19 protein-coding genes are annotated in these 20,193 nt (G+C 44.5%); 14 read left to right on the forward strand and 5 right to left on the reverse strand.

Features of this window, described 5'->3' with window-relative positions; translation table 11 throughout:
- The 3 genes from RHEIN_RS14640 to RHEIN_RS14650 all read right to left on the reverse strand — a co-directional run.
- Positions 1-777 (reverse strand): gluconate 2-dehydrogenase subunit 3 family protein (locus RHEIN_RS14640; RefSeq protein WP_008899751.1); only part of this gene is annotated, 777 nt, incomplete at its 3' end.
- Complete coding sequence (locus RHEIN_RS14645; protein WP_008899752.1) at positions 777-2,456, reverse strand: GMC family oxidoreductase; 1,680 nt, start codon at positions 2,454-2,456, stop codon at positions 777-779. The genes RHEIN_RS14640 and RHEIN_RS14645, both read right to left, overlap by 1 nt.
- Positions 2,456-3,163: a 3-keto-disaccharide hydrolase gene (locus tag RHEIN_RS14650; RefSeq protein WP_008899753.1), complete on the reverse strand. Its 708-nt coding sequence runs from the start codon at positions 3,161-3,163 to the stop codon at positions 2,456-2,458. Before RHEIN_RS14650 ends, RHEIN_RS14645 begins: the two co-directional genes overlap by 1 nt.
- Positions 3,164-3,423: 260 nt before the next feature.
- Between RHEIN_RS14650 and RHEIN_RS14655 the strand changes: the two genes are divergently transcribed.
- The 9 genes from RHEIN_RS14655 to RHEIN_RS14695 all read left to right on the forward strand — a co-directional run bounded on the left by RHEIN_RS14655 (position 3,424) and on the right by RHEIN_RS14695 (position 9,487).
- Positions 3,424-4,359 (forward strand): redoxin family protein, encoded by a 936-nt coding sequence (locus RHEIN_RS14655; RefSeq protein ID WP_008899754.1) that lies wholly within the window; start codon positions 3,424-3,426, stop codon positions 4,357-4,359.
- A gap of 844 nt (positions 4,360-5,203) precedes the next feature.
- Positions 5,204-5,629, forward strand: a complete 426-nt coding sequence (locus RHEIN_RS14660; RefSeq protein WP_008899755.1) for a helix-turn-helix domain-containing protein — start codon at positions 5,204-5,206, stop codon at positions 5,627-5,629.
- A gap of 75 nt (positions 5,630-5,704) precedes the next feature.
- The gene (locus tag RHEIN_RS14665; protein ID WP_040555243.1) at positions 5,705-6,001 is read left to right on the forward strand and encodes a hypothetical protein; all 297 of its coding nucleotides are present in this window, start codon (positions 5,705-5,707) and stop codon (positions 5,999-6,001) included.
- Positions 6,002-6,100: 99 nt separating this feature from the next.
- Positions 6,101-6,592, forward strand: a complete 492-nt coding sequence (locus RHEIN_RS14670; RefSeq protein ID WP_008899756.1) for a hypothetical protein — start codon at positions 6,101-6,103, stop codon at positions 6,590-6,592.
- A gap of 98 nt (positions 6,593-6,690) precedes the next feature.
- Positions 6,691-6,921 (forward strand): hypothetical protein, encoded by a 231-nt coding sequence (locus RHEIN_RS14675; protein ID WP_008899757.1) that lies wholly within the window; start codon positions 6,691-6,693, stop codon positions 6,919-6,921.
- Positions 6,922-7,029: 108 nt separating this feature from the next.
- Entirely contained in the window at positions 7,030-7,251 is a 222-nt protein-coding gene (locus RHEIN_RS14680; protein ID WP_008899758.1) for a hypothetical protein, read from the forward strand.
- A 90-nt stretch (positions 7,252-7,341) separates the two neighbouring features.
- Positions 7,342-7,599 (forward strand): hypothetical protein, encoded by a 258-nt coding sequence (locus RHEIN_RS14685; RefSeq protein ID WP_008899759.1) that lies wholly within the window; start codon positions 7,342-7,344, stop codon positions 7,597-7,599.
- A 174-nt stretch (positions 7,600-7,773) separates the two neighbouring features.
- Positions 7,774-8,853, forward strand: a complete 1,080-nt coding sequence (locus RHEIN_RS14690; RefSeq protein WP_008899760.1) for a serine hydrolase domain-containing protein — start codon at positions 7,774-7,776, stop codon at positions 8,851-8,853.
- Positions 8,854-9,040: 187 nt separating this feature from the next.
- The gene (locus tag RHEIN_RS14695; RefSeq protein ID WP_008899761.1) at positions 9,041-9,487 is read left to right on the forward strand and encodes a hypothetical protein; all 447 of its coding nucleotides are present in this window, start codon (positions 9,041-9,043) and stop codon (positions 9,485-9,487) included.
- Between the two features lie 192 nt (positions 9,488-9,679).
- Here the strand turns inward: RHEIN_RS14695 and RHEIN_RS20490 are convergent, their stop codons facing one another.
- Positions 9,680-10,690 (reverse strand): hypothetical protein, encoded by a 1,011-nt coding sequence (locus RHEIN_RS20490; RefSeq protein ID WP_008899762.1) that lies wholly within the window; start codon positions 10,688-10,690, stop codon positions 9,680-9,682.
- A 140-nt stretch (positions 10,691-10,830) separates the two neighbouring features.
- On the reverse strand, positions 10,831-12,240 hold the full coding sequence (sbcB, locus tag RHEIN_RS14705) for an exodeoxyribonuclease I (RefSeq protein WP_008899763.1): 1,410 nt from the start codon (positions 12,238-12,240) through the stop codon (positions 10,831-10,833).
- A gap of 540 nt (positions 12,241-12,780) precedes the next feature.
- On the opposite strand from sbcB, the gene RHEIN_RS14715 reads away from it, so the two are divergent.
- The 5 genes from RHEIN_RS14715 to RHEIN_RS14735 all read left to right on the forward strand — a co-directional run bounded on the left by RHEIN_RS14715 (position 12,781) and on the right by RHEIN_RS14735 (position 19,963).
- Positions 12,781-13,224, forward strand: a complete 444-nt coding sequence (locus RHEIN_RS14715) for an SgcJ/EcaC family oxidoreductase (protein ID WP_008899765.1) — start codon at positions 12,781-12,783, stop codon at positions 13,222-13,224.
- A gap of 201 nt (positions 13,225-13,425) precedes the next feature.
- A complete protein-coding gene (locus RHEIN_RS14720; RefSeq protein ID WP_008899766.1) occupies positions 13,426-14,052 on the forward strand; it encodes a response regulator transcription factor in 627 nt (208 codons plus the stop codon).
- The gene (locus RHEIN_RS14725; RefSeq protein ID WP_008899767.1) at positions 14,049-17,219 is read left to right on the forward strand and encodes a response regulator; all 3,171 of its coding nucleotides are present in this window, start codon (positions 14,049-14,051) and stop codon (positions 17,217-17,219) included. The genes RHEIN_RS14720 and RHEIN_RS14725 overlap by 4 nt, the downstream gene beginning before the upstream one ends.
- Positions 17,220-17,239: 20 nt before the next feature.
- On the forward strand, positions 17,240-18,409 hold the full coding sequence (locus tag RHEIN_RS14730; protein WP_008899768.1) for an EAL domain-containing response regulator: 1,170 nt from the start codon (positions 17,240-17,242) through the stop codon (positions 18,407-18,409).
- Positions 18,410-18,691: 282 nt separating this feature from the next.
- Positions 18,692-19,963: a DUF5666 domain-containing protein gene (locus RHEIN_RS14735; protein WP_008899769.1), complete on the forward strand. Its 1,272-nt coding sequence runs from the start codon at positions 18,692-18,694 to the stop codon at positions 19,961-19,963.
- The last annotated feature ends 230 nt before the right edge of the window (positions 19,964-20,193 follow it).

Below are 20,193 nucleotides of genomic sequence, written 5' to 3' on the forward strand. Positions count from 1 at the left end.
AGCGTATTCAGTTAAACCTAAATCGGCCAATATTTTGTCCAGATGAGCATAAGCTTCTTTTGTTGGGCCAGGATAATCGCCGCCTATAGGCACATTACCTATATAGCCTATGTCTTTTGTCCCTTCAGGCGTACAGAAAAACGCAGCCAGAACTAAAGCGCGAAAGCGGCTGAAGGCTGTGGCTATGCGCTTAAACTGAGGCGGAGTTTCGGCTCTGTCATAAGCAATATCGTCCATAATGGCTTTTTTCTGGGTGTTAGTAAGCACAACAAAGGTTTTGTCAAAACGCATCTGAGCTTCATCGTCTATCCAGGCCAGAGCCGACAAAATAGTCACTCTGTCTTGCTGTTGGCGCTCATAAGGGGCGCTGACCCATTCATCCACCACTGCTGGTACATGTACTTCAGAAGCGCTGGGCACACTGCCTTCCCGCGGCACCAGAATATCCGACAACACAGCCACTAAGCTCAGTTGAGCCTGAGTTAAGGTTAAAGGCCATGGCGATTCTGGCGGCAGAATTAAGTTTGGATCTTTGCCATAGCCTGTTGCTGTGACAGGAGCTAACTTCAGCTCTGGCCAATGTTCAGTACTGGCTTTTGCTACGCCTGCTCCTGCATCAGTTTTACTGACTGGCGCACTGTCGCAGCCCGTTAAAGCTGCAGGTAATAAAGCGCTGGCTGCTAAGGCCATCATTAGTTTTAACGAATCACGTCTTGTTATACCTGATTTGTACTGCATCTCTTGCTGATCCACACTCTTGTCTTGATGCTGAGCCATCAGATCGCTCCTTGTTTTAGCTGAGCTGAAAGCCAGGACGAATTACGCATGGCCAGCGTCATAATGGTCAAAGTGCAGTTTTTGTGGGGGTTAGATGCAAAGACACCACCATCCATCACAAAGAGGTTAGGGCAGTCCCAGCTCTGTCCCCATTGGTTGGTGACTGAGTCTTTTGGCGATGCGCCCATACGGGTGGTGCCTACTTCATGGATAATTTCACCGCCTTTTAAAATGGCTTGCTCTGGTGATGGCAACTCCCCCAGAGTAACCCCCATTTCGGCAAATATAGCTTTGGCGGTTTTCAGCCCATGTTCCACTTGTTTCAGCTCGTGTTCCGACCATTTCCAGTGAAAACGTGCAACAGGAATACCCCATTTGTCTTTCACTTCAGGATCTATATCCATATAACAAAACTCGTTAGGCACCATTTCTCCGCGCAGGGCAAAACCTACATAAGCACCGTAGTTCTGTTTCACCTGACGTTTTAATTCAAGGCCATAGCCTTGCACATTACCTTCTACACCAGCTCCTGGTTCACGGAAGCGGGCACCAATTTCAAAGTGATAACCCCGGGGGAAATCCAGCTCTTTACGCTCCTGAGCTTTATGGCCCCACCATGGAATAAATAAATGATTGGCGGTATGGCCATCTTCGTTATAAGCCGGGCGACCTTGCAAGGCTGGCACCATAGCGCCGATATTGGCACCAGTGGAGTCCATCAGGTTTTTACCAACCTGTCCGGAGGAATTGGCCAGACCATTTGGAAATTGTGCTGATTTGGAATTTAACAGCAAACGGGCTGATTCGCAGGCACTGGCGGCTAATATCACTACTTTGGCTTTGAGTTGGTGTTCAGCGGAGGTTTTTTTATCCACATAGGTTACACCTGTCACTTTGCCGTTTTCGTCAGTATCGACAGATTTCACCATCGCATCAGTGATCACCTGCAAATTGCCTGTAGCTCTGGCCATAGGAATAAGCGAAGTAGTAGTTTGAAAGGCGGCACCAATAGAGCAGCCATGGCCACAAGGAGTGGCATAAAAACAAGCGGCTCTGTTATCTAAAGGCCTGGTTAATACGGCGCGGTGCATAGGCGCCGAAGCTATGCCTAACTTATTTGCTGCGGCAGCTATTAAAAGCTCAGTTATACGTGGCTTAGGCGGCGGTTGTAATATGCCATCGGATGAAGGCGGCATATCATCCAGCCCGGTATTGGTGCCACAGACGCCAACTAAAGCTTCGGTTTTATCGTACCAGGGCGCAATGTCGTCGTAGTCAAAAGGCCAGTCTGCGCCTAAACCGTCACGGCTTTTGCCTTTAAAATCATGTTCACTAAAGCGTAAAGAATAGCGGCCCCAGTGATTGGTACGGCCACCTAACATACGGGAGCGCCACCACAAAAATTCAGAACCATCAGCTGCTGTATAAGGCTCGTCTGGTACTTGCCAGCCGCCGTCTACTGTGGCGTCGTAAAAACCAAAGTCTTTATCTTTATTGCCCGCGCCCATCAAGGGGGCTTCACCGTTGCGTTTAAACATAGGGGTTTCAGTTTTTGGGTCGTAATCCCGCCCGGCTTCTAGCATCAGCACTTTATGTCCTGCTTTTGTCAGCTCATAAGCCGCCATGGAACCACCGGCGCCGGACCCCACCACCAGCACTTCAACGTCAAAATCTTTCATCAGTTCAGCTCTTTTATTTTGATATTTTTGAACCAGACCTTATCGCCATGATCCTGTAACCCTATATGACCTGCTTTGGCTTTGGCAAAACCAGGCCAGCTGGCAAACTTGCTGTTAGCAATCAGACTGTTCCATTCATCGCTGCCTATAGTCACTTTTGCCGTTTGCACGTCGTTTTGCCAGACAGTTAAGGCCGAGTGTTCCAAACGAATTTTAGTAGTGTTCCATTCACCGGCTTTTTTATGAGAAGCCACAGGGGAGGCAATCATGTCGTACAAAGAACCTGAGAGGTGAGTGTCGAGCTTGTTGTCCGGGTGGCGCTCGTTATCCAGAATTTGAATTTCCGGCGCGTGGGAATAAATGTATTTACCTTTTTCATCAGCCAGAATAAGAATGCCGCTGTTGCCTACTTCCGAAATTTTCCAGTCGAGTGTCAGTTCAAAGTTGCTGTAACTTTTTTTACTGATTAAGTCACCACCGCCACCTGCAGTCAGAGCTATAGCGCTATCTTCAATTTGCCACTTCTCGTTCACTGTCGGCTGTTTAAAAGTGCGCCACTGCGACATATCTGCGCCGTTAAACAACAACTGCCAGCCCTCTGCTTTTTCCTGTGCTGTCAGTTGATTGTCGGCAGCGAAGGCGGGCAGGCTCATAGCAGAAATAAGAGTAAATGCTGCTAAGGCGTTATTTTTTATAGATAAAATCAAGTTGTTACTCCTGCTGTTTGTTTAATGCTCTGCGGGCATTATTTTCTGATTTAGCTTGCTGTAATCGGTTTCATTGTTGCTCTATAAAAGCAAGTATCGGCAACAGAAAGCAAGCTCTGTTTTTATTTTTTGAGTTGCAACAGCGGTTGCATGCGCTGAGTTGTGGCTCTGTTGCCGCCGCAGAAATTATGTCGCAAATTTACAAGGCAAAAGCTGTAGCTAGTGTCAGACTTTGTAAAGTTTTTTCAAGGAGAGTTCTGATGCCTAAGTTAGTCCGTTTTATGCTGCCTTTATTGGTGTGCCTGGCCTTTTCCGGTTGGGCCCAATCACCTGACTCTAAGATGTTGCCTGACTATAAAACAGTGCAGTTGCAACAATTTCAAACCCTTCAGCCTTTTAGCCTTAACAAACTGGATCAGAATAAACCCACTTATATCAAGTTTTGGGCCAGTTGGTGTCAGCCTTGTATGGAGCAAATGCCGCATTTTGAAAAGCTCTATCAAGACTATGGCGATAAATTGAATTTTGTGGCCGTGAACATTAATATCAACGAAAAACGTCAGGAGATCAGCAAGGTGCAGCAGCGCTTTGGGCTCACTATGCCAATTTATCTGGACCAGCAGGGGCAGTTGGCTTTGGCTATGGGTTTAGTGGGCACACCTTATTCGGTGTTGTTAAACCCTAAAGGCGAAAAGCTGTACAGCTCCCATGAATCAGACTCTGTATTGGATGGTTTTATCAGTCGACTGGCGTTAGGCCAGCAGTTACCTGCAGAAATGGCCACCTCAGAGTTGAGTGATGCGGCCCAACAAAAGCTGTTAGCTAAGTATCAAACCGGTGAACAACTGGTGTTTTTTACTGCCACCTGGTGTGACTGGTATCTGGCTGAGTCCAGACCTGAAATGGCAAAACAATGTAAGGATGCCCAGGCAGGCTTAAACCAACTGGCGGCTTTGTTACCGCAAAAAAACTGGAGTGGGGTGGTAAATCATTTATGGACAGACGACAAAGCCTTGGCTGAATTTAATGCTTTGTATCAGATGAAAGTCCCTTTTCAGATTGATAGTTACGGTGTGTTATTTCAACATTTTAACGTGCGCACTATTCCTGTGCTGCTGAAACTAAAAGATGGCAAAAAAGTAGCTGAAATCAGTGATTTTTCAAATCCGCAGCAGTTAGTTAAGCAACTGCAGTAAGGTGGATTAAGTTGCAGGTGACACAGATGCTATGCCCCCTTTGCTTAGTGGAAAACCTTTCTATTTAAACACTGAATTCAAAAACTTAATCATGTCATCTAAAGTGGGGGTGGTTAAGTCCTTTACTTTAGTCCACTCACTATCTTTATATATTTTTACAAAAACATGCATTTGTGGCTGATACCAAGCCAATTCGGCGTAACAGACTTTTGTGCGAAAAAGCGTTCAGCAGATAAATAAATTGTGAAAGGGCTTCGCCTGATTGGGCTGGGCGCTTGGATTGGGAAATAGTGGAAGGAGCAGATTAAGCCAGCTGAAATAAAGAAATACTGTAGGGGGCGGGCTTGCCCGACCCGCATCTCTATCTTAGAAAACGCGAATCTTAATGTTGGTAGCGCGCCAATTGCCGACTTTCGCTGCACATATGGGCTAATACACAGTGTTATTTGCTTTATGAAGAAAACAGGCACGCTTTGACCAATTAAACAGGCACATTTATTTGTTGCTGAAGAAAGAAAAAGACTCTAATTTAGTAACTTAAAGTGGGCCAGCTTAAAAATAACAGGCAAGAAAAAAGTAATAATGTGCCAGCACGCTTTGGGCTGCAGCTAGCCGTAATTGATTGTAATCCATTATTTTTTATCAATAGTTTAACGCCGCCGTGTCATCTGGTAGTACCTGGGAAAACGTGCCAGTACAATATACAAATCTTAGAACAAAAAAGCAGCACTGTCGTAGAAGTGTCGTATAGTTGTCACCCTTTTATCGCTGTTTAGTCGTAAAAGTTTCCTGACTTTTGGTAGAGCATGAAGTTGCCTCACCAACAAATAGATTATGGATATGTATGAAAATAAATGCAGGATTGGTTCTTGAGCTTCGGAACAGGCAATCATGGTCACAAGAAGAATTGGCTTTGGCTGCCGGTGTAAACCTGAGAACCATACAACGTATTGAGAAAGAGGCCTCAGCATCGTTGCAAACTAAAAAGGCTTTAGCTGCTGCGTTTGACATACCTATTTCTGATCTAGAACCTCAGGAAATACTAAAGATGAAAAAGTATGAATATAAAACGCTTGAAATTCAAAGCAAAGAGGGCTTCCTGTCTGGTCTAAAAAAGCAGGCATTACCAGATTTTGAGGCAATCTTAAATAAAGAAGGCCAAGACGGCTGGCTGTTAATTCAAATTCTAAGCCCTGAGTTAGCCCAAGGCGTTTGGTCAGGTAAAACAGGTAATTTGCTTGCTCTGTTGCAACGTGAGGTAACAGAGTAAGTTCTAACAAAGTGCGGCCCCTGTGACGCTCACAAATTCGCGTACATCCGCACGGCGTTATGTTGGAGCAGTGTATTGGTCGCTCGTATTAAGACAATCAGTTTCGCGGTGTTAGTAGCCGCATTAATCATTACGATGGCATTAATGCTAGCCAATGTTGAGTTTTATGGGCTTCTCAGCGTTTACATATTTTTGGTTTTGTGGAGCTTACAAAAGGTCTTTTTGTGGTATGTAGGTGATGATTTTGGAATCGCAGTGCAGCTTAAAATTAAAAAAGATGCCCCAAAAGTGATACGTCTTCTCGGGCTTATGTTTGTTTGCTTCGTTTTTTACACAGCAGTTAAAGGGCTATTTGAGCATGTTTCAACATAACAATCGCCATCAAAAACGCGCCAGTTGGGCGCTAGACTCGCAACACGTTGCTCGCCTTTGTGGCGGACGTTAAGCATAAATCATGGAGACATAAAGTAAGTGCAATCATCTCACTCAGTAATAATTCTTCTTCTAGTAGCAAACTTAGTTGCAACTGTATGGTTTGGCCTGAATGAAGGTCCTGCTTCCCAACCAACACAAGCTGCAAAGGCAGCGGTGCATGAATTACCATCGGTTGTAAATTCTGAGGTAAGGGGTCAACTATACGATGATTTCGCGAAAGCATTTAACGCCGCAGATTATGATGCTTTATATAATATGTTTGGTCCTGCAGCAAAGGCTCAATTTACAAAAGAGTCAGCAAAAACTGAATTTCAGAAATTAACCAAGTTTTTCCACTCTGTCGAAAGCGGTGGATTCACTCACTCAGAGCTATCAGGAACACAGGGTAATACAAATATTTATGTTTTGTATTATGCGGTTAAGTTATCGGAAAGTAGTGAATTTGGTACATCAGGCATTTTAAAAATAACGATTGCAGTACAAGGCGGTGAGTACCAGGTTTATGGAATCAGGCTCAACGCAGGGTAATGCTTAACAAGGCCAGCCAGAGGGACCAAAAAACCGCCGCTTCGTTCTGGTTTTTCGGCCCCTGCTGGCGGGCGTTATCTAACAAGAGGCAGATTAAAGTGAGTAAAGCCCTAATCATCATTGGCTGTTTAGTTCTTTTATATGCTATTGCAGCCTTCGCTGTAGATTTTTTGCCTGTTGATGGATTTCAATCATCATCTGATAATGCCTACTTGAAAGTCGTTCCTACTGGTGAAAACTCATTCGATTGGACGCAATTTAGGTTTCCCGCATTAGCTATAGGGACAGTGTTAATTGCCATCGGCATGTTTGCCGGTGGTAAAAACTAGCATGTTATATAACAAGCCAGTCACAAACGGCCACTGCGTGGCCTGGACGTCAACCGCTGCGCGGGGTTCGGCCTTGCTGCGGGCGTTATAAACCACAGGAGAGTTCGTTTGAATATTAATGCTACGTTGCTCGGCGAGTTTATCGCATTATTCGCATTAATCATGGGCGCAGTGTGTTATTACCTGGGCCGTCGTAAAACCCAAACGCCAGTGCTGGCAGGTTTGCTCGGTGTGGTGCTTTCAATCATTCCACCGTTTGGCTTAGTTTATCTGGTGATACTCGTGCTTAAAAAAGATGTAGGTTCAACATCGGCGGCAGTAAGTGGGTAAGATGGTTTATAACAAGCAAAGGCAGTCGACGCTTACCGCGCAGCTGATTTGAGCGTATATGCAGATAGCAAAAACTAAGCGAGAAATGGAATGGAAGAAGAATTAAATAGCATCAGAAAAGAATTGATAAAGACCCAAATCATTGGTGCACCTGGAATGATATTGGTTGGACTTGGCTTGTATGGCGTCTTTGGTGCGAAAGGCAATGCTTTTCACCCGTTCCTCAATGATCTCAACAACTGCTACACCATTCTTGCAGTTGGCGGTGCTATAGCGGTATGGGAAGCCATAAAGGTTGCTCAGCTTGTGAAAAGACAATCAAAGCTACACAAGCAGCAAAACAGATAACAAGCCGCAGTAATGAGTCCCGTTGGTTGCAGGGACAAAACGCTGCGCTTATTTGTCCGCCACAGTGCGGGTTGCTATGTGCCCAAAGCTGATAAAGAGATATTGACTTGAGAGAACAGCTTAGGAAAAAGATCATTGAAGTTTGTGATCAGACAATTGATAAGAAGGGAGCTAATGAAAACTTTTAGTCTGTTTGCCTCGATACACTTATTTTTTGTGTGCACCGCCTGGGCACATACTTCAGCTGTCGATATCCATGCCGCTGTTGATACTCAACTGCGCGCTAATGAACAAAAACACGGAATTCCCGGGCAGGCCGTGCTTGTGCTTCACAACAGCAATATTCTGTACCGCAATGCCACCGGCACTACTGAGATCGATGGCAGCACATTGATCACGCCGAAGACGGTTTTTCCTGTCTATTCAGTCAGCAAGCTATTCGCTATCAGCCTCGTTATGCAATTACAGGAGGAAGGAAAGCTTGATATTTCTGCTCCTGCCTCCCGTTATGTCGATAATCTGCCGCAGTCCTGGCGTACTATCCGTATCGATCAGTTTTTAAACCATGTTTCGGGCGTGCCTGAATATTTCGACAGTAATGATTTTTCGCGGCCGTTTCCGCCCAGCGTGGAAGCCGTTTTTGCGAACTTAAAAGATGTGCCTGTATCTGCACCGGGCGAGCGAACACGCTACACCAATACCAATAATCTGGTGGTCGCGGCTGTCCTTGAGTCTGTCACGCGGACGCCATACCGCACACTGGTGCACCAGCGGATCATTGAAGCGCTTGATCTTCAGGAGACGTGGCTTAAACTCGCCGACGTCCCCAAGGCTCGCCTTGTTAAAAGCTACAGGGCGAAGGAGGGCAAAACTGTGCCTGATCTGTCAATCGCGTGGCCGGATTACAGCATCGCGCACGGAGGTGCTTACATGACTCTGGACGATGCAGGCAAATTTATGTCCGCCGTAGCGCATGGACGTCTTGTTTCAAAGGCGGAGCTAAAGCGTCTTTGGCAGCCCTATCAGTTCGCTAACGGTGATCTTGGCTTTTTTGCAGCAGGTTGGGACTATGGCAGGTCAGGTCGCTGGCACCAGGTTGGCCACGACGGCGGCACCAAGGTGAGGGTGCGTATCCTGTTTGATAAGGATCTTGATGATCATTACGTCGTCATCTATCTGACGAACGGTAATAAAGATGGAGTCTGGTCGAGTACGCTTGTCGATTCGGTCCAGACGCTGATAGTGCCGAAATAGCTGTCGCATGACAAAGTTGAGACCCCAACATTTAGTTCAACAGGACCTGGGGTCAGTAGAGGCGAGCTTAGCAGGTAAGGCCCGTGGCCGCGTCGCTTCGCAAGCAACTTTTGGGCAGGTTTCATATAGTGGGGCACGATAAAAGACCTGACACTGAGAGTTTCAATTCAACCCAAGAGAGTAACTGATGACTGATAAAATTCCTGGCTTGCAAGACTGGCTAGGTTACAAAGACGATATTGATTCCCGCTTTGCCTTTGAGATCTTCTTTGACAAAACGCGTGCAGAACTGCAACCCCTGTTCAAACGAAATGTGATTGAGCGTACCGATGAACTGCGGTTTATGCCAGTTAGAGCTTTTCAGTATTATATTTTTGCGTTGCGTGACTACATCGTTGATGAGCATTACAGTTCCGGCGACAGCGATTGTGCCGTCGATTGTTATTTTAGTCTGGTTCAAGAGAAACTTGATGTTGCCCCAGACGCTATTTTACCGGTGATGGAGCTGTTGTTGCCTTCGCTGCATTTTATTGCCAGCAATGTTGCAGCTTATAAGATCAATGAAGATATCTATGGTTCCATTTCACAACGGCTGCAAACTCTGTTACAGCGCTATCGGCAATTACGCTGCTGATCTGGTAGTACTGCACACCTCGCTAAGTGAATAAAATCACAGAACGAGGTACCAATGACAGCTCTAAAGAAATTCAAGACCTCATTTTCCAACGAGCAAGGCTAACGTCCGCTTCGCTCTTTGCTTCCACTTAGTACCAATATTTCTCGCACCCAACACCTGGCCTGTTAGCCTGGTTTTTCTGTTCAGAACCTAGTCTGCACCATCCTTTTTCTTCGCTGGCAAAGTGGTTTTTTGTTTTACTTCTTCGGTTAACTCATTCAGTAATTCATCAGCCGGGGCTCGGGTTTCGTCTACTTTTTTATTGGCTTTATCTTTGGCCCACTGTTTAGCTTCTTTTTCTAAAGTGGCTTTGTCTTTGATGGTGGTGAAAGGTTTCTTCTGATTGGCGTCAGCCCGGGCTTTGGCATCTTCAGCGTATTGTTTCGCTGCTTTTAATTCTTCTGCTGACTTGCCGGTAAATTGCTTGAACATATCTTCTTCAGTCAGCATGGCTTCCTGTTTCATTTCGGTAAAACGTTGTTTTGGCTGACTTAACAGATCGGTTTTGCCTTCTTCCACTTTTTGTCTGATTTCTTCCAGCGGATCCATGGCTTTTTGCTTCAGGTTTTCTTCCAGCGCATTTTGCACTGAACCTCCTGCTAAACCTGTTTCAACAAAACCAGTTTGTTCTTCAGACAAGCCCAATCCCTGGCCTATTTTGCCTGCAGCTGCGGCCACAGCTTTTTGTTTTAACTTTTCAGGGCTGGTGTAATCGACCAGCTCTTTTGGCCAACTGGGTATGATTTTACCTGCAGCACCTTCAACAACCTGATGGAAAATCTCGGTTTTTCCGCCCGACACTAACAAAATAGCCATTTGGTTATGATCGGAGTTCCAGACAAAACCTGCCTTTTCAGCCAGATGAGGCAAAGGTGAGTGTTCTGATACCACAAAAAACAACGGGCCTTGTTGCTGTATGGCGGTCGCGGTATTTAATAAAGTGACTGCGGTGCGGTAATTACTTTCCCCCATTAATGCCACCATAGGGTCGCGGATCAACGGGTTTTCAAACAGATTGACATCAAGCGGGTTAAAGCCAACCAAAGGGCGCATTAATTCACCAAGAAGCTGTGCCTGCGAAGTCATTAATAAGGCTGGAGCAATACAACCTGTTAATAACAAACTACACAACATCACTTTGATTTTTGACCACAACTTCATAGCAGGCTCCACACCCAACAACCACATTGGTTAATTAATGTGCGCAGGCTAGCAGAAGTCTGTCATTACGGATAGATAGCTGACTGGCAGCTGAACAAAAATAAGTAAAAGCCCGAAAAACGGGCTTTTACTTGAGATGTTTATAAACTCTGAACGTATTGAAATAACGCCTTGAGGATATTCATTTTTTTCACATCATCACCGGCTTCATGTGCCAGATTCTCCAGCGCTAACCCAAATTCTTCAAAGGTCAAATTAGGTTTATCCAGGCCATGCGTCAGTTTGTCGCTGCGATAGCGTTGCCAGCGTTGTTGCTCCTGATCGGTCAGGCTTTGAGGGTAATTACGGGCACGATATAAAAACAGCAGTTGATTTAGTCTGTCTTCACTAAAAAGCACAGGGTTAGAGGCCAATTGGTCGGCGCTCATCAGGTGTAGCTGCTCCATGCGCTGTTTATCTTCATTCGAGACAAAACCGTTGTACAGCTGATAATCCGGATTGGTTTCTACTGTGTAATCAGTTGGCAGCTGATACAGCTCCATCACCTTCGGCTGAATAGCAGAGCGGTTTTGCCGCAGCCAGTCCAGATGCTGCAAACAAGCTGCTCTGTCTATGCCCAAATCGGCAGCGCGTTGCTCCGACAAGGTTTTAGCAGGGGATAACACAGGGCATTTATTAATATGGATCAGCTTTAAGCCAAGCCGCTGTTGGTCTTCATCTAAATCAGCGGTTTTGGTATACAAGAGTTGCTGCAAGCAAGCTAAATCCAGCTCCAGCAAAGGTTTAGGGTCGGCTTGCAGGTTGTAGCAAATCACGGCGTTTTTATTGGTCGGATGCGGCGCTAACGGCACTATCCAGCTAACACAACCCTGAATAGCTGGGAAACGGCCCGACACATGCACCAGCGGTGTTAAATTGACTAAATCAAATAATTTGCTGACTTCAGTTTTTTTGCGTAAATCCAGCAGGTACTGAAACAGCTTAGGTTGTTTTTCTTTCACCAGTTTGGCAATGGCGATAGTGGCGTACACATCAGACAAAGCATCGTGTGCACGTTGATGCGACAAGCCATTGGCTTTGGTTAAATCTTCTAATTTAAAGCTTGGGCTGCCATCGGCTTTTTCTGGCCAGACGATGCCTTCAGGGCGCAGCGCATAACAGGCGCGCACTATGTCGATTAAATCCCATCTGCTGTTGCCATGCTGCGATTCGCGGCCATAAGGCTCATAGAAGTTACGGTACAAGCTGTAACGCGTGACCTCATCATCAAAACGTAAGCTGTTGTAACCCAACACACAGGTATTCGGCTGGCTGAATTTTTCCAGAATACGGCGGCAAAATTCGGTTTCAGGCAAACCTTTTTGATTACACAGCTGTGGCGTCAGCCCAGTGATCAGAGCAGCTACCGGATGAGGCAAATAATCGTTAGCCAACTGGCAATACCACATATCGGGTTCACCAATAGGGTTTAAATCCAAATCGGTGCGAATACCACCAAACTGGGCCGGGCGGTTCTTTTTTTGGATCAGCCCCCCAGGTCTCGTAGTCATAAAAATAAAAGCTGGCCTGTGGTGTTGCCTGTGATGGTGATGATTGGCTCAAAACAGTGGCATCCATAAATGCGAAGACAAAGAGCGGGCAGTGTAGCACTGGTGCGTAAAGGCGTCGATTGGGTTTGCTGATAGTTCTGGGATAGTGATGTCGGGAATTAATCTTCGAGTGTAAATCAGAGCATTCCTATGCCCTGATCGCAGAATTTACTATTTAATTCAGATATTAAGTGAATGAAAAGGTGGTTCCTGTATGAATTGTGAAGAAAAAGCACTGGTATGTGTATCCGATAGAGATGAGCTGATACTCAGGCTACCCAAATCTTATGTCAAGGCTATGCAACTTAGGGCAGGAACCTCTTTGCATGTGTCACTTCAGAATAATCGGTTGAGTCTGAGTCGCGAAGAACCTATTCCAAAGCTTACTCAAAACAAGCGTCACACTCAGCATATGTTAACTACCCAAGAATCTCATTGGTTATCAAAGATATTCAATGAGTAGCCCGATTTAGCCAATTTTAACTTTTCAGGAGATATTTTATGAAGAAAACCTTTATAGCACTGGCGCTTTTTAGTGTTGCTGCCGGAGCACAAGCTTCAGACACAAGCTGTCAGTCAGTGACAGAAAATGAAATAACCTCATTGTTCCAGCAATGGAACAAAGGTTTAAAAGCAAAAGATCCGGAATTGATGGCCGACTTCTACGCTGAGGACGCTGTGTTACTGCCTACACTGTCAAATGAGATGCGTACTAATCATGCCGAAATCGCCGATTACTTTAGCTACTTTTTGAAGAAAGGGCCTCAAGGTGAGATTAATGAACGAGTTGTTGTATTGGGTTGCAACAAAGCAACTGATACGGGTATTTATACCTTTAGCTTCGCTGATGGCTCCAAGGCTCAGGCTCGTTATACCTATGTTTATCGCTTTGCGGACAACAAGTGGCTGATCAGTCATCATCATTCTTCTGTGATGCCAGAGTAGTAAAAGCGTCTTGGTAAATCGCTGTTTAACAAGCGATTAATGCGATAAAAAAAGGAAATTCGGTTTTCCTTTTTTATACCTGATTATAAGGTTTTCTTTAAACACCTCCTTTGGCAAATTTAATTGATGTTGCCTGCGCTACCAGCTAATATCCTTTTACTAACTTATAGCTTGACTAAATTTTAATATGGAAAGCATGGTATGTTGCCAATCTTTGTAGCTGTAGTTGATGATCATCCTTTCTTAAGACTCGCCGTAAAAAATGTTCTGGAACAACATAACTTTAAGGTGGTGGCAGAAGCCGATAACGGTGTAGACGCTGTTGCTCTCCCCCGTAAAGAAGAATTCAAGTTAATGATCCTTGATTTGGGCATACCACAGCTGGATGGCCTGGAGGTTATTCGCAGATTGGCTCAGCGCCATCCTGAAGTTTGTATTATTGTCTTAACAGCCCAGGAGCCTGCTATTTATGCCGTACGTTGCGCTGAAGCAGGGGCCCATGGCATTTTATCTAAATCTCAGGAGCTGAATAAATTAGTCGACATGGCCCACAAAGTTCTTCGGGGTCAGAAAGTATTTCCCCAATCTGAGTATTATGGCGAACGACTTGCCGAATCCGAATCTGAACTGCTGGCAAGTCTCAGTAACAGAGAACTGCAAATTTTAAATTTGTTGTGTAAAGGCAAAGCGAACAAAGATATAGCGGATGAAATCTCTATCAGCTTTAAAACCGTAAGTACTCATAAGACAAATCTGCTGGTGAAATTGGGGTTAAGCAGCATGATAGAACTCGTTGATTTCGCTCGTAGAAACGGCCTAAATGGATGATTAAAACCTTAGTATGGCTGGTTTTTTTTAGCTGTTTTTGCCTCTCGGCGCAGGAAGAACAGCATATTTTTTCCCGTAGTAATACGGAAAACATTCGTATTACCCTGTCAGAGCATGAGACTGAGTGGCGTAGTCAACGCCAACAAGTCGTCTTTGGTGCTTTGTCCTTTGAACATCCTCCTTTTATGATGCGTGCCAACAGTTCTGAATTTGAGGGACTAACTGCAGATTATTTAGGCTTGATGTCTCATGCGCTGAACATCGATATAAAAATCAAAACTTTTTCTAATAAGCAGCAGCTTATTGACGCTCTGATCAATAACGACATAGATTTTTTTAGTTATGCGGGCTTAAGTGACCTTGGTATTGATGCTATAGCTGCTTCTGATGCTTATGCGGATGACATTCCGGTTTTATTGTCTTCTGCAGAGGAAAGTACGGTCGCAGCAAAAGATGTTCGTTTGTCCTTTTCTGTTCATTATGTTCATGCTGAAAAACTAAAAGAAGTGTTTCCAAATGCTCAGTTGAAGGGATTTGACAGCCCAAGCCAAGCCATTGAGGCGGTCGCTTTCGGGCAGGCAGACCATTATCTGGGTAATATCATCAGCACTCATTATTTGATCCATTCAAACCATTTTAATGAGCTTCAGATTGCTAATTTCACTCCGCTTTCCTCTGGTTCCTTTAATTTTTACAGCAGAAGTAAGGATGATACATTTTTAGGCCTGATTAACAAAGTTCTGCGGGTTATCCCTAACAAACAGAAACAAGACATCTTAAAACGCTGGAGTGCAGGCCGAACGCTGCACATGCTGGACCAATCCCTTCAGTTGTCAGACGACGAACGCAAATATTTAGCAAACAATCCTGTCGCAACCATTGCCTATATCCCTAAACAGGCTCCTTTTACCATGGGCGATGATCCAGCCAAGGTGCAAGGCATAGTAAAGTCATTAACTGAAGTTATTCAGACGAAAACCGGTTTGCAGTTTGAGTGGAAACAAGTTGAATCGCTAAGAGAGCTGACCAATAGCCTGGAAAGTGGGGCAGTCGATATTGCTGCGGTGTTAGCCCCAACAGAGCAACGAGACAAAACCTTACTCTTTACCCGTCCTTATCTGGTGACTTCTTATGCGTTGATTACAAAAATAAAAGCAGATAAAGAGAATACAAAACTCGAAGACCTTTCAGGCAAACGCATTGCGGTGCTGAAGTCTCACGCGGTAAAGGCGTTCATACAACAAAACTACCCAAAAGTTATTGTGGTTCCGGTCGATACTGCCGAGCAAGCCTTTGAGGCGGTGAGCTCAGGCGATGTGGATGCAACAGCGAATGATTTAATTACCGCCAGATACCACATCAATAGGTTTTATAAAAATACCTTACAGGTTAGCTCCAGTTTTCTTCAGTCAGAGTCTCGTTTTACATTTTCGGTACCTAAACAAAAGCCGGTACTTTCCAGTATTTTAGATAAAGCGTTACTCAGTGTACCGCCTGACCAGCTGGCTTTACTTTCGTCTGATTGGTTAAATCGCGCTGATGAGGAAGTACGTTTTTGGCAAGATTATCAAAATGAAATCATCAGAATTGCGTTGTTGTTGCTCCTCGTCATTTCTGCCTTTACCTTCTGGAATTTTTATTTAAGACACCAGGTTCGTGAACGCCAACGATTACTTGAAGCTTTACAAAGTGCAAAAGATGAAGCCGAACAGGCCAACAAAGCCAAGACCTTTTTCCTTGCCAATATGAGCCATGAAATTCGCACACCTTTACATGCAGTGATAGGAACTCTGGAGCTGGCCAGGTTAAAAGCCCTGGAAAAAATATGGGATTTTAATGCGGTCGATATAGCCTATCAGTCAGCTCTGGGCTTACGGGAGCTCATCGGCGATATTCTCGACATAGCAAAAATAGAGGCAGGCAAGCTGGAGCTTTTTCCTACCCCTGCAGATTTAATCAGTCACACCGAACGTGTTTATAAAATATTTGTTGGGTTAGCCAAGCAAAAATCTATTTATTTACAGCTAGATATTGATGAAAGGCTAAGGCATGAAACTGTTTTAATTGATTTAGACAGATTTCGACAGATACTTGCCAATCTGTTAAGTAATGCTGTGAAATTTACCGAATTGGGTGGCGTAACGCTTTCACTCAGGCTGGCCGAACAATCGGCAGAGCTGTTAAACATCGAGTTAGTCGTTACCGACACCGGATGTGGTATCGATCAGCACGAATTACAACAATTAATGAAACCTTTTGTCCAGGCGTCATCTGCTCGCAGAACCACAGCCAAAGGTACAGGATTGGGGCTGAGTATTTGTCTGGCTATTGTCAAACATATGGATGGTAAAATCGAGCTTAAAAGTGCAGTCGGTGAAGGAACCTCAGTGCGGGTTTTATTAAGCCTGAAACGAACTGAATTGCTTGCTGAACCTATAGCAACGGACAACATTGAAGAGGACAGGGTGGTTGAGCCATTGCGAATTCTTGTTGTTGATGACCATGACGTCAACAGAATGCTATTGGTTCGTATGGTCGAATATTGTCAACACCACGTCAAAGCCTGTGGCGATGGCAAACAAGCCCTGGAACTGTTGCAAAAGCACCATTTTGATTTAGTGATCACTGACTGCAATATGCCCGTTATGGATGGCTATCAGCTAACGTCTGCGATACGTCTTGACCCGATTCTAAAAGATATACCGGTATTTGGACTGACAGCCAGCGCTGAAAATAAAGAGCGCCAACGTTGCCTTCATGCCGGAATGAATGAGTGTTTATTTAAACCTATAGGCATCGCTGAGTTACAACAGGTGTTTAAAGCCTATCTGAAATCACAACCGAGCGTTTTTTCGGTCGAGAAACTAAAGCACCTTGCGGGGGGTGACGATAGCTTTTTTAACTTGATGCTGCAGGAAATGTGCAAGAGTAATGAAGTCGATCAAAAGCAGTTGCAACAGGCTGTGGATAAAGGCGACACAGCGGCCATCATATCGTTGGCACACAAAATCAAAGGCGCGGCTCTTATCATTGATGCGTCAGCTATTGTGGAGAGTTGTTTAAAAATAGAACATGCCCCAGAAGAACAATGTGTCGAATTAGCGGCCTTGTTGATTAAGCATTTGTCTGAGTTCAATCATTCTGTTTCGGCTATGTTGCCAGATTAACCGAACTAGGGACGGTATATATGCAAAATTTAAGTGTACTTATTGTCGAAGATTGCGTAATTCAACGTTTATACGCAACCCGTTTGCTTCATCAGCTCGCCATTACAGATATTTCTTATGCCGCCAACGGCGAGCAGGCGTTAGAGCGATTAGCCGCCAAAGTAGCTGATGTTGTTCTGGTCGACCTGGAAATGGGAGTAATGAATGGCATCGAATTACTTCGGCATATAGCGCGGCAAAAACTTTGTTCTAAAGTCATTATCGCCAGTGCGAAAGACCCGTTGTTACTCACCAGCGTAACAACAATGGCGGAGGCCGATGGTTTGACGATACTGGGCACCCTGAGTAAGCCAATCAGCATAGACCTTCTTACACTTTGCCTAAAAAAGGCGCAACATCAGCAGGTTACAAAACAAGATAGCCACCCTGTTTTTAACATCAGCTCAGAAATGCTACGACGAGCTATGGAATCTGACCAATTTACTCTGGTTTATCAGCCGATAGTGCCTGCCAATCAAAGCACGCCTGTTGCTGCCGAAGTATTAGCCCGCTGGACTCATCCTGAGTTGGGGCCTGTCTCTCCCGATCAATTTATTGAAGCCGCAGAGCGTTTTCATCTGATTGAACCTTTGTCTTTAATGTTGCTTCAACAAGCATTAAGTCAGTTAAAGCTATGGAATCGTCAGGGGGTATTTGTCAATTTATCCTTTAATCTTTCAGCCTTATCTTTACCTGATACTCTTTTTATGAACCGAATTATGCAAATAGCGCAAGAGCAGGAGATTTCGGCCGATCAGCTTATGTTTGAAGTCACAGAGAGCGCAGACTTCACTGATCTTGCAAGCTCTATCGAAAATCTGGCTAGTTTGCGGCTACGTGGGTTTTCTATTGCTATTGATGACTACGGCACAGGCTATGCAAACACTCAACAATTGCTTCGGGTACCAGCAAACAGATTAAAGCTCGACCGCAGTATGGTCAGTAATGTAACTGAAGGCTCACAACAGTTTGTGATCCTGGCGAATACCATACAAATGGCAAAACAGCTTGGATTATCCGTGGTTGCAGAAGGCATAGAAACACAAGCCGAAGCCGATGCTTTAACTGCGCTGGGAGTGGAATACCAACAAGGTTATTATCATTCCAGACCTTTGGATGCAGAAGCCTTGATCCAGTATTTACAACAGTAAGCAACAATGTCACCTTACTGACGTAGAGGTTTAGTCGCTGTTAAACCAGACGTTAACCTACATTAGCGGCTGCAAAAATGTGCTTTGGTTTTTTTTAATGTCCGGATCATAAACCGAACTTTTGTGAACTCAGATCCAGCCACTTTTACTCACGCCTTTGCAATGAATAACAGATTTATCCGATATTATGCTCAATTCCATTTCCTTAAAATCGGCCTTAGTCGCCAGTATAACTTTGGCTTGCTTGCCGAAGTTTTACTTTTTTATTTAAGGAGCTTAATCATGCTTAAAAAAATTATGTTCTTGACTGCTACTGTTGCACTAACAGCCTGTGGTGGAAGTTCAGACTCGATCTCCGTACCAAATCCTGGTTCAGGAGGTGATATTAATTATCCAAAGCTTATTGTCGGCACTATCAATGCCATATCAGACCAAAATGTCACAGTGAACGATTATTCGTGGCCAACAGAGCATGTCGTTGTGCAGTACGGAGATAATATGTTGTCGCAACATATGCTAACCGAGGGGGCCGCAGTTCGTGTTTATACTGATGGAAAGAAACTTTCAACTATAGAACTGAATCCAACCATTGCTGGTGAAGCAAGTAAAGTCGAATCCGGCAGCATGACAGTTGCTGGCGTTACTATGAATTACGACACTATTGCTAACGATATTCGTAATGGTGATTATGTTCTTGTCAGCACCAATAAATACAGTGATGTGATTGATGTAACCGCTGTCACAAAATTGAGTTCAGCACCTCTGTATAGCGAAATAGAAGGCCGTATTAGTGAAATAACACCTGAATCTTCTACTTTTGTTATTAACGGTATTCTGATTGATTATAGCGGTGCTGTGATTGAAGACGGCCCTGTTAGTGCGGGGGCCTGGGTAGAAATCTTTGGCCAATTTGAAGGGCATGTGTTCATTGCTTATGAGGTAGATGTGGAGGGCTACAGCAATAGTAATGATATAGAAATTGAAGGAGTAGTGACCTGGGTTGACCCACAACAGGTTGCGTTTGAGCTTAATAATCATATCGCCTTGGAAGTGAATCCACAGACAAGGTTTAAAGATGGCATACAGCGTGACTTAGCTGTAGGCAAAGTGATTGATGTCAAAATCAAGAACACAAATGGTAGCAGTCTGGTTTCAGAAATAGATTTCCAATATGAAATGATCCCTCCTGTTAGCGGCAAACCGCAGAATTACGAGTTATTTGGTAGAGCCAGTTACAGTAACTCAGTTCTGATTATTAATGGTTTTACTTTTAAATTGGACCCTCAAACCCGGTTTGATGATGGCTTAACACTTGGGCAGTTAGATGGGGCAGAGCTTGAGATTGAAGGTGTATTTCGAGACGGAGCTTATTGGGTTCGGGAAATTGAACGCAAAGACCATGACCGCGAAGTGTCGCTTGAAGGCTTAGTAGAAAATGGTGGTATTTGGGGGTATTCAGCTTCAGATCGTTCTTTGGAGCATTTTGAAGGCCTGTGGGTCGAATTGGAATGTTTTTTCGATGGACTTTCACTTTCACAATGCCAAATTGATTAAATTGAATTAAATTCTGCTCTATGTGACAGTTACTTATTTTACATTTGTTGCTGTCACATTCGGTTTAACCACCCCGTTTTAGTTTTTTGAAGTGAACACTACCCCATAACGAATTCTAATTCAGCTTTCTGATTTGCCATCTGGCCATAGTGCGCAACAAATAGTGGTGTAGTAACCCAGAATGATAAATGGGGATAAGTTCAACACTTTGTTAGTTAGTGAAAATATAT

Source organism: Rheinheimera sp. A13L, from assembly GCF_000217935.1.
Classification (GTDB): domain Bacteria; phylum Pseudomonadota; class Gammaproteobacteria; order Enterobacterales; family Alteromonadaceae; genus Pararheinheimera.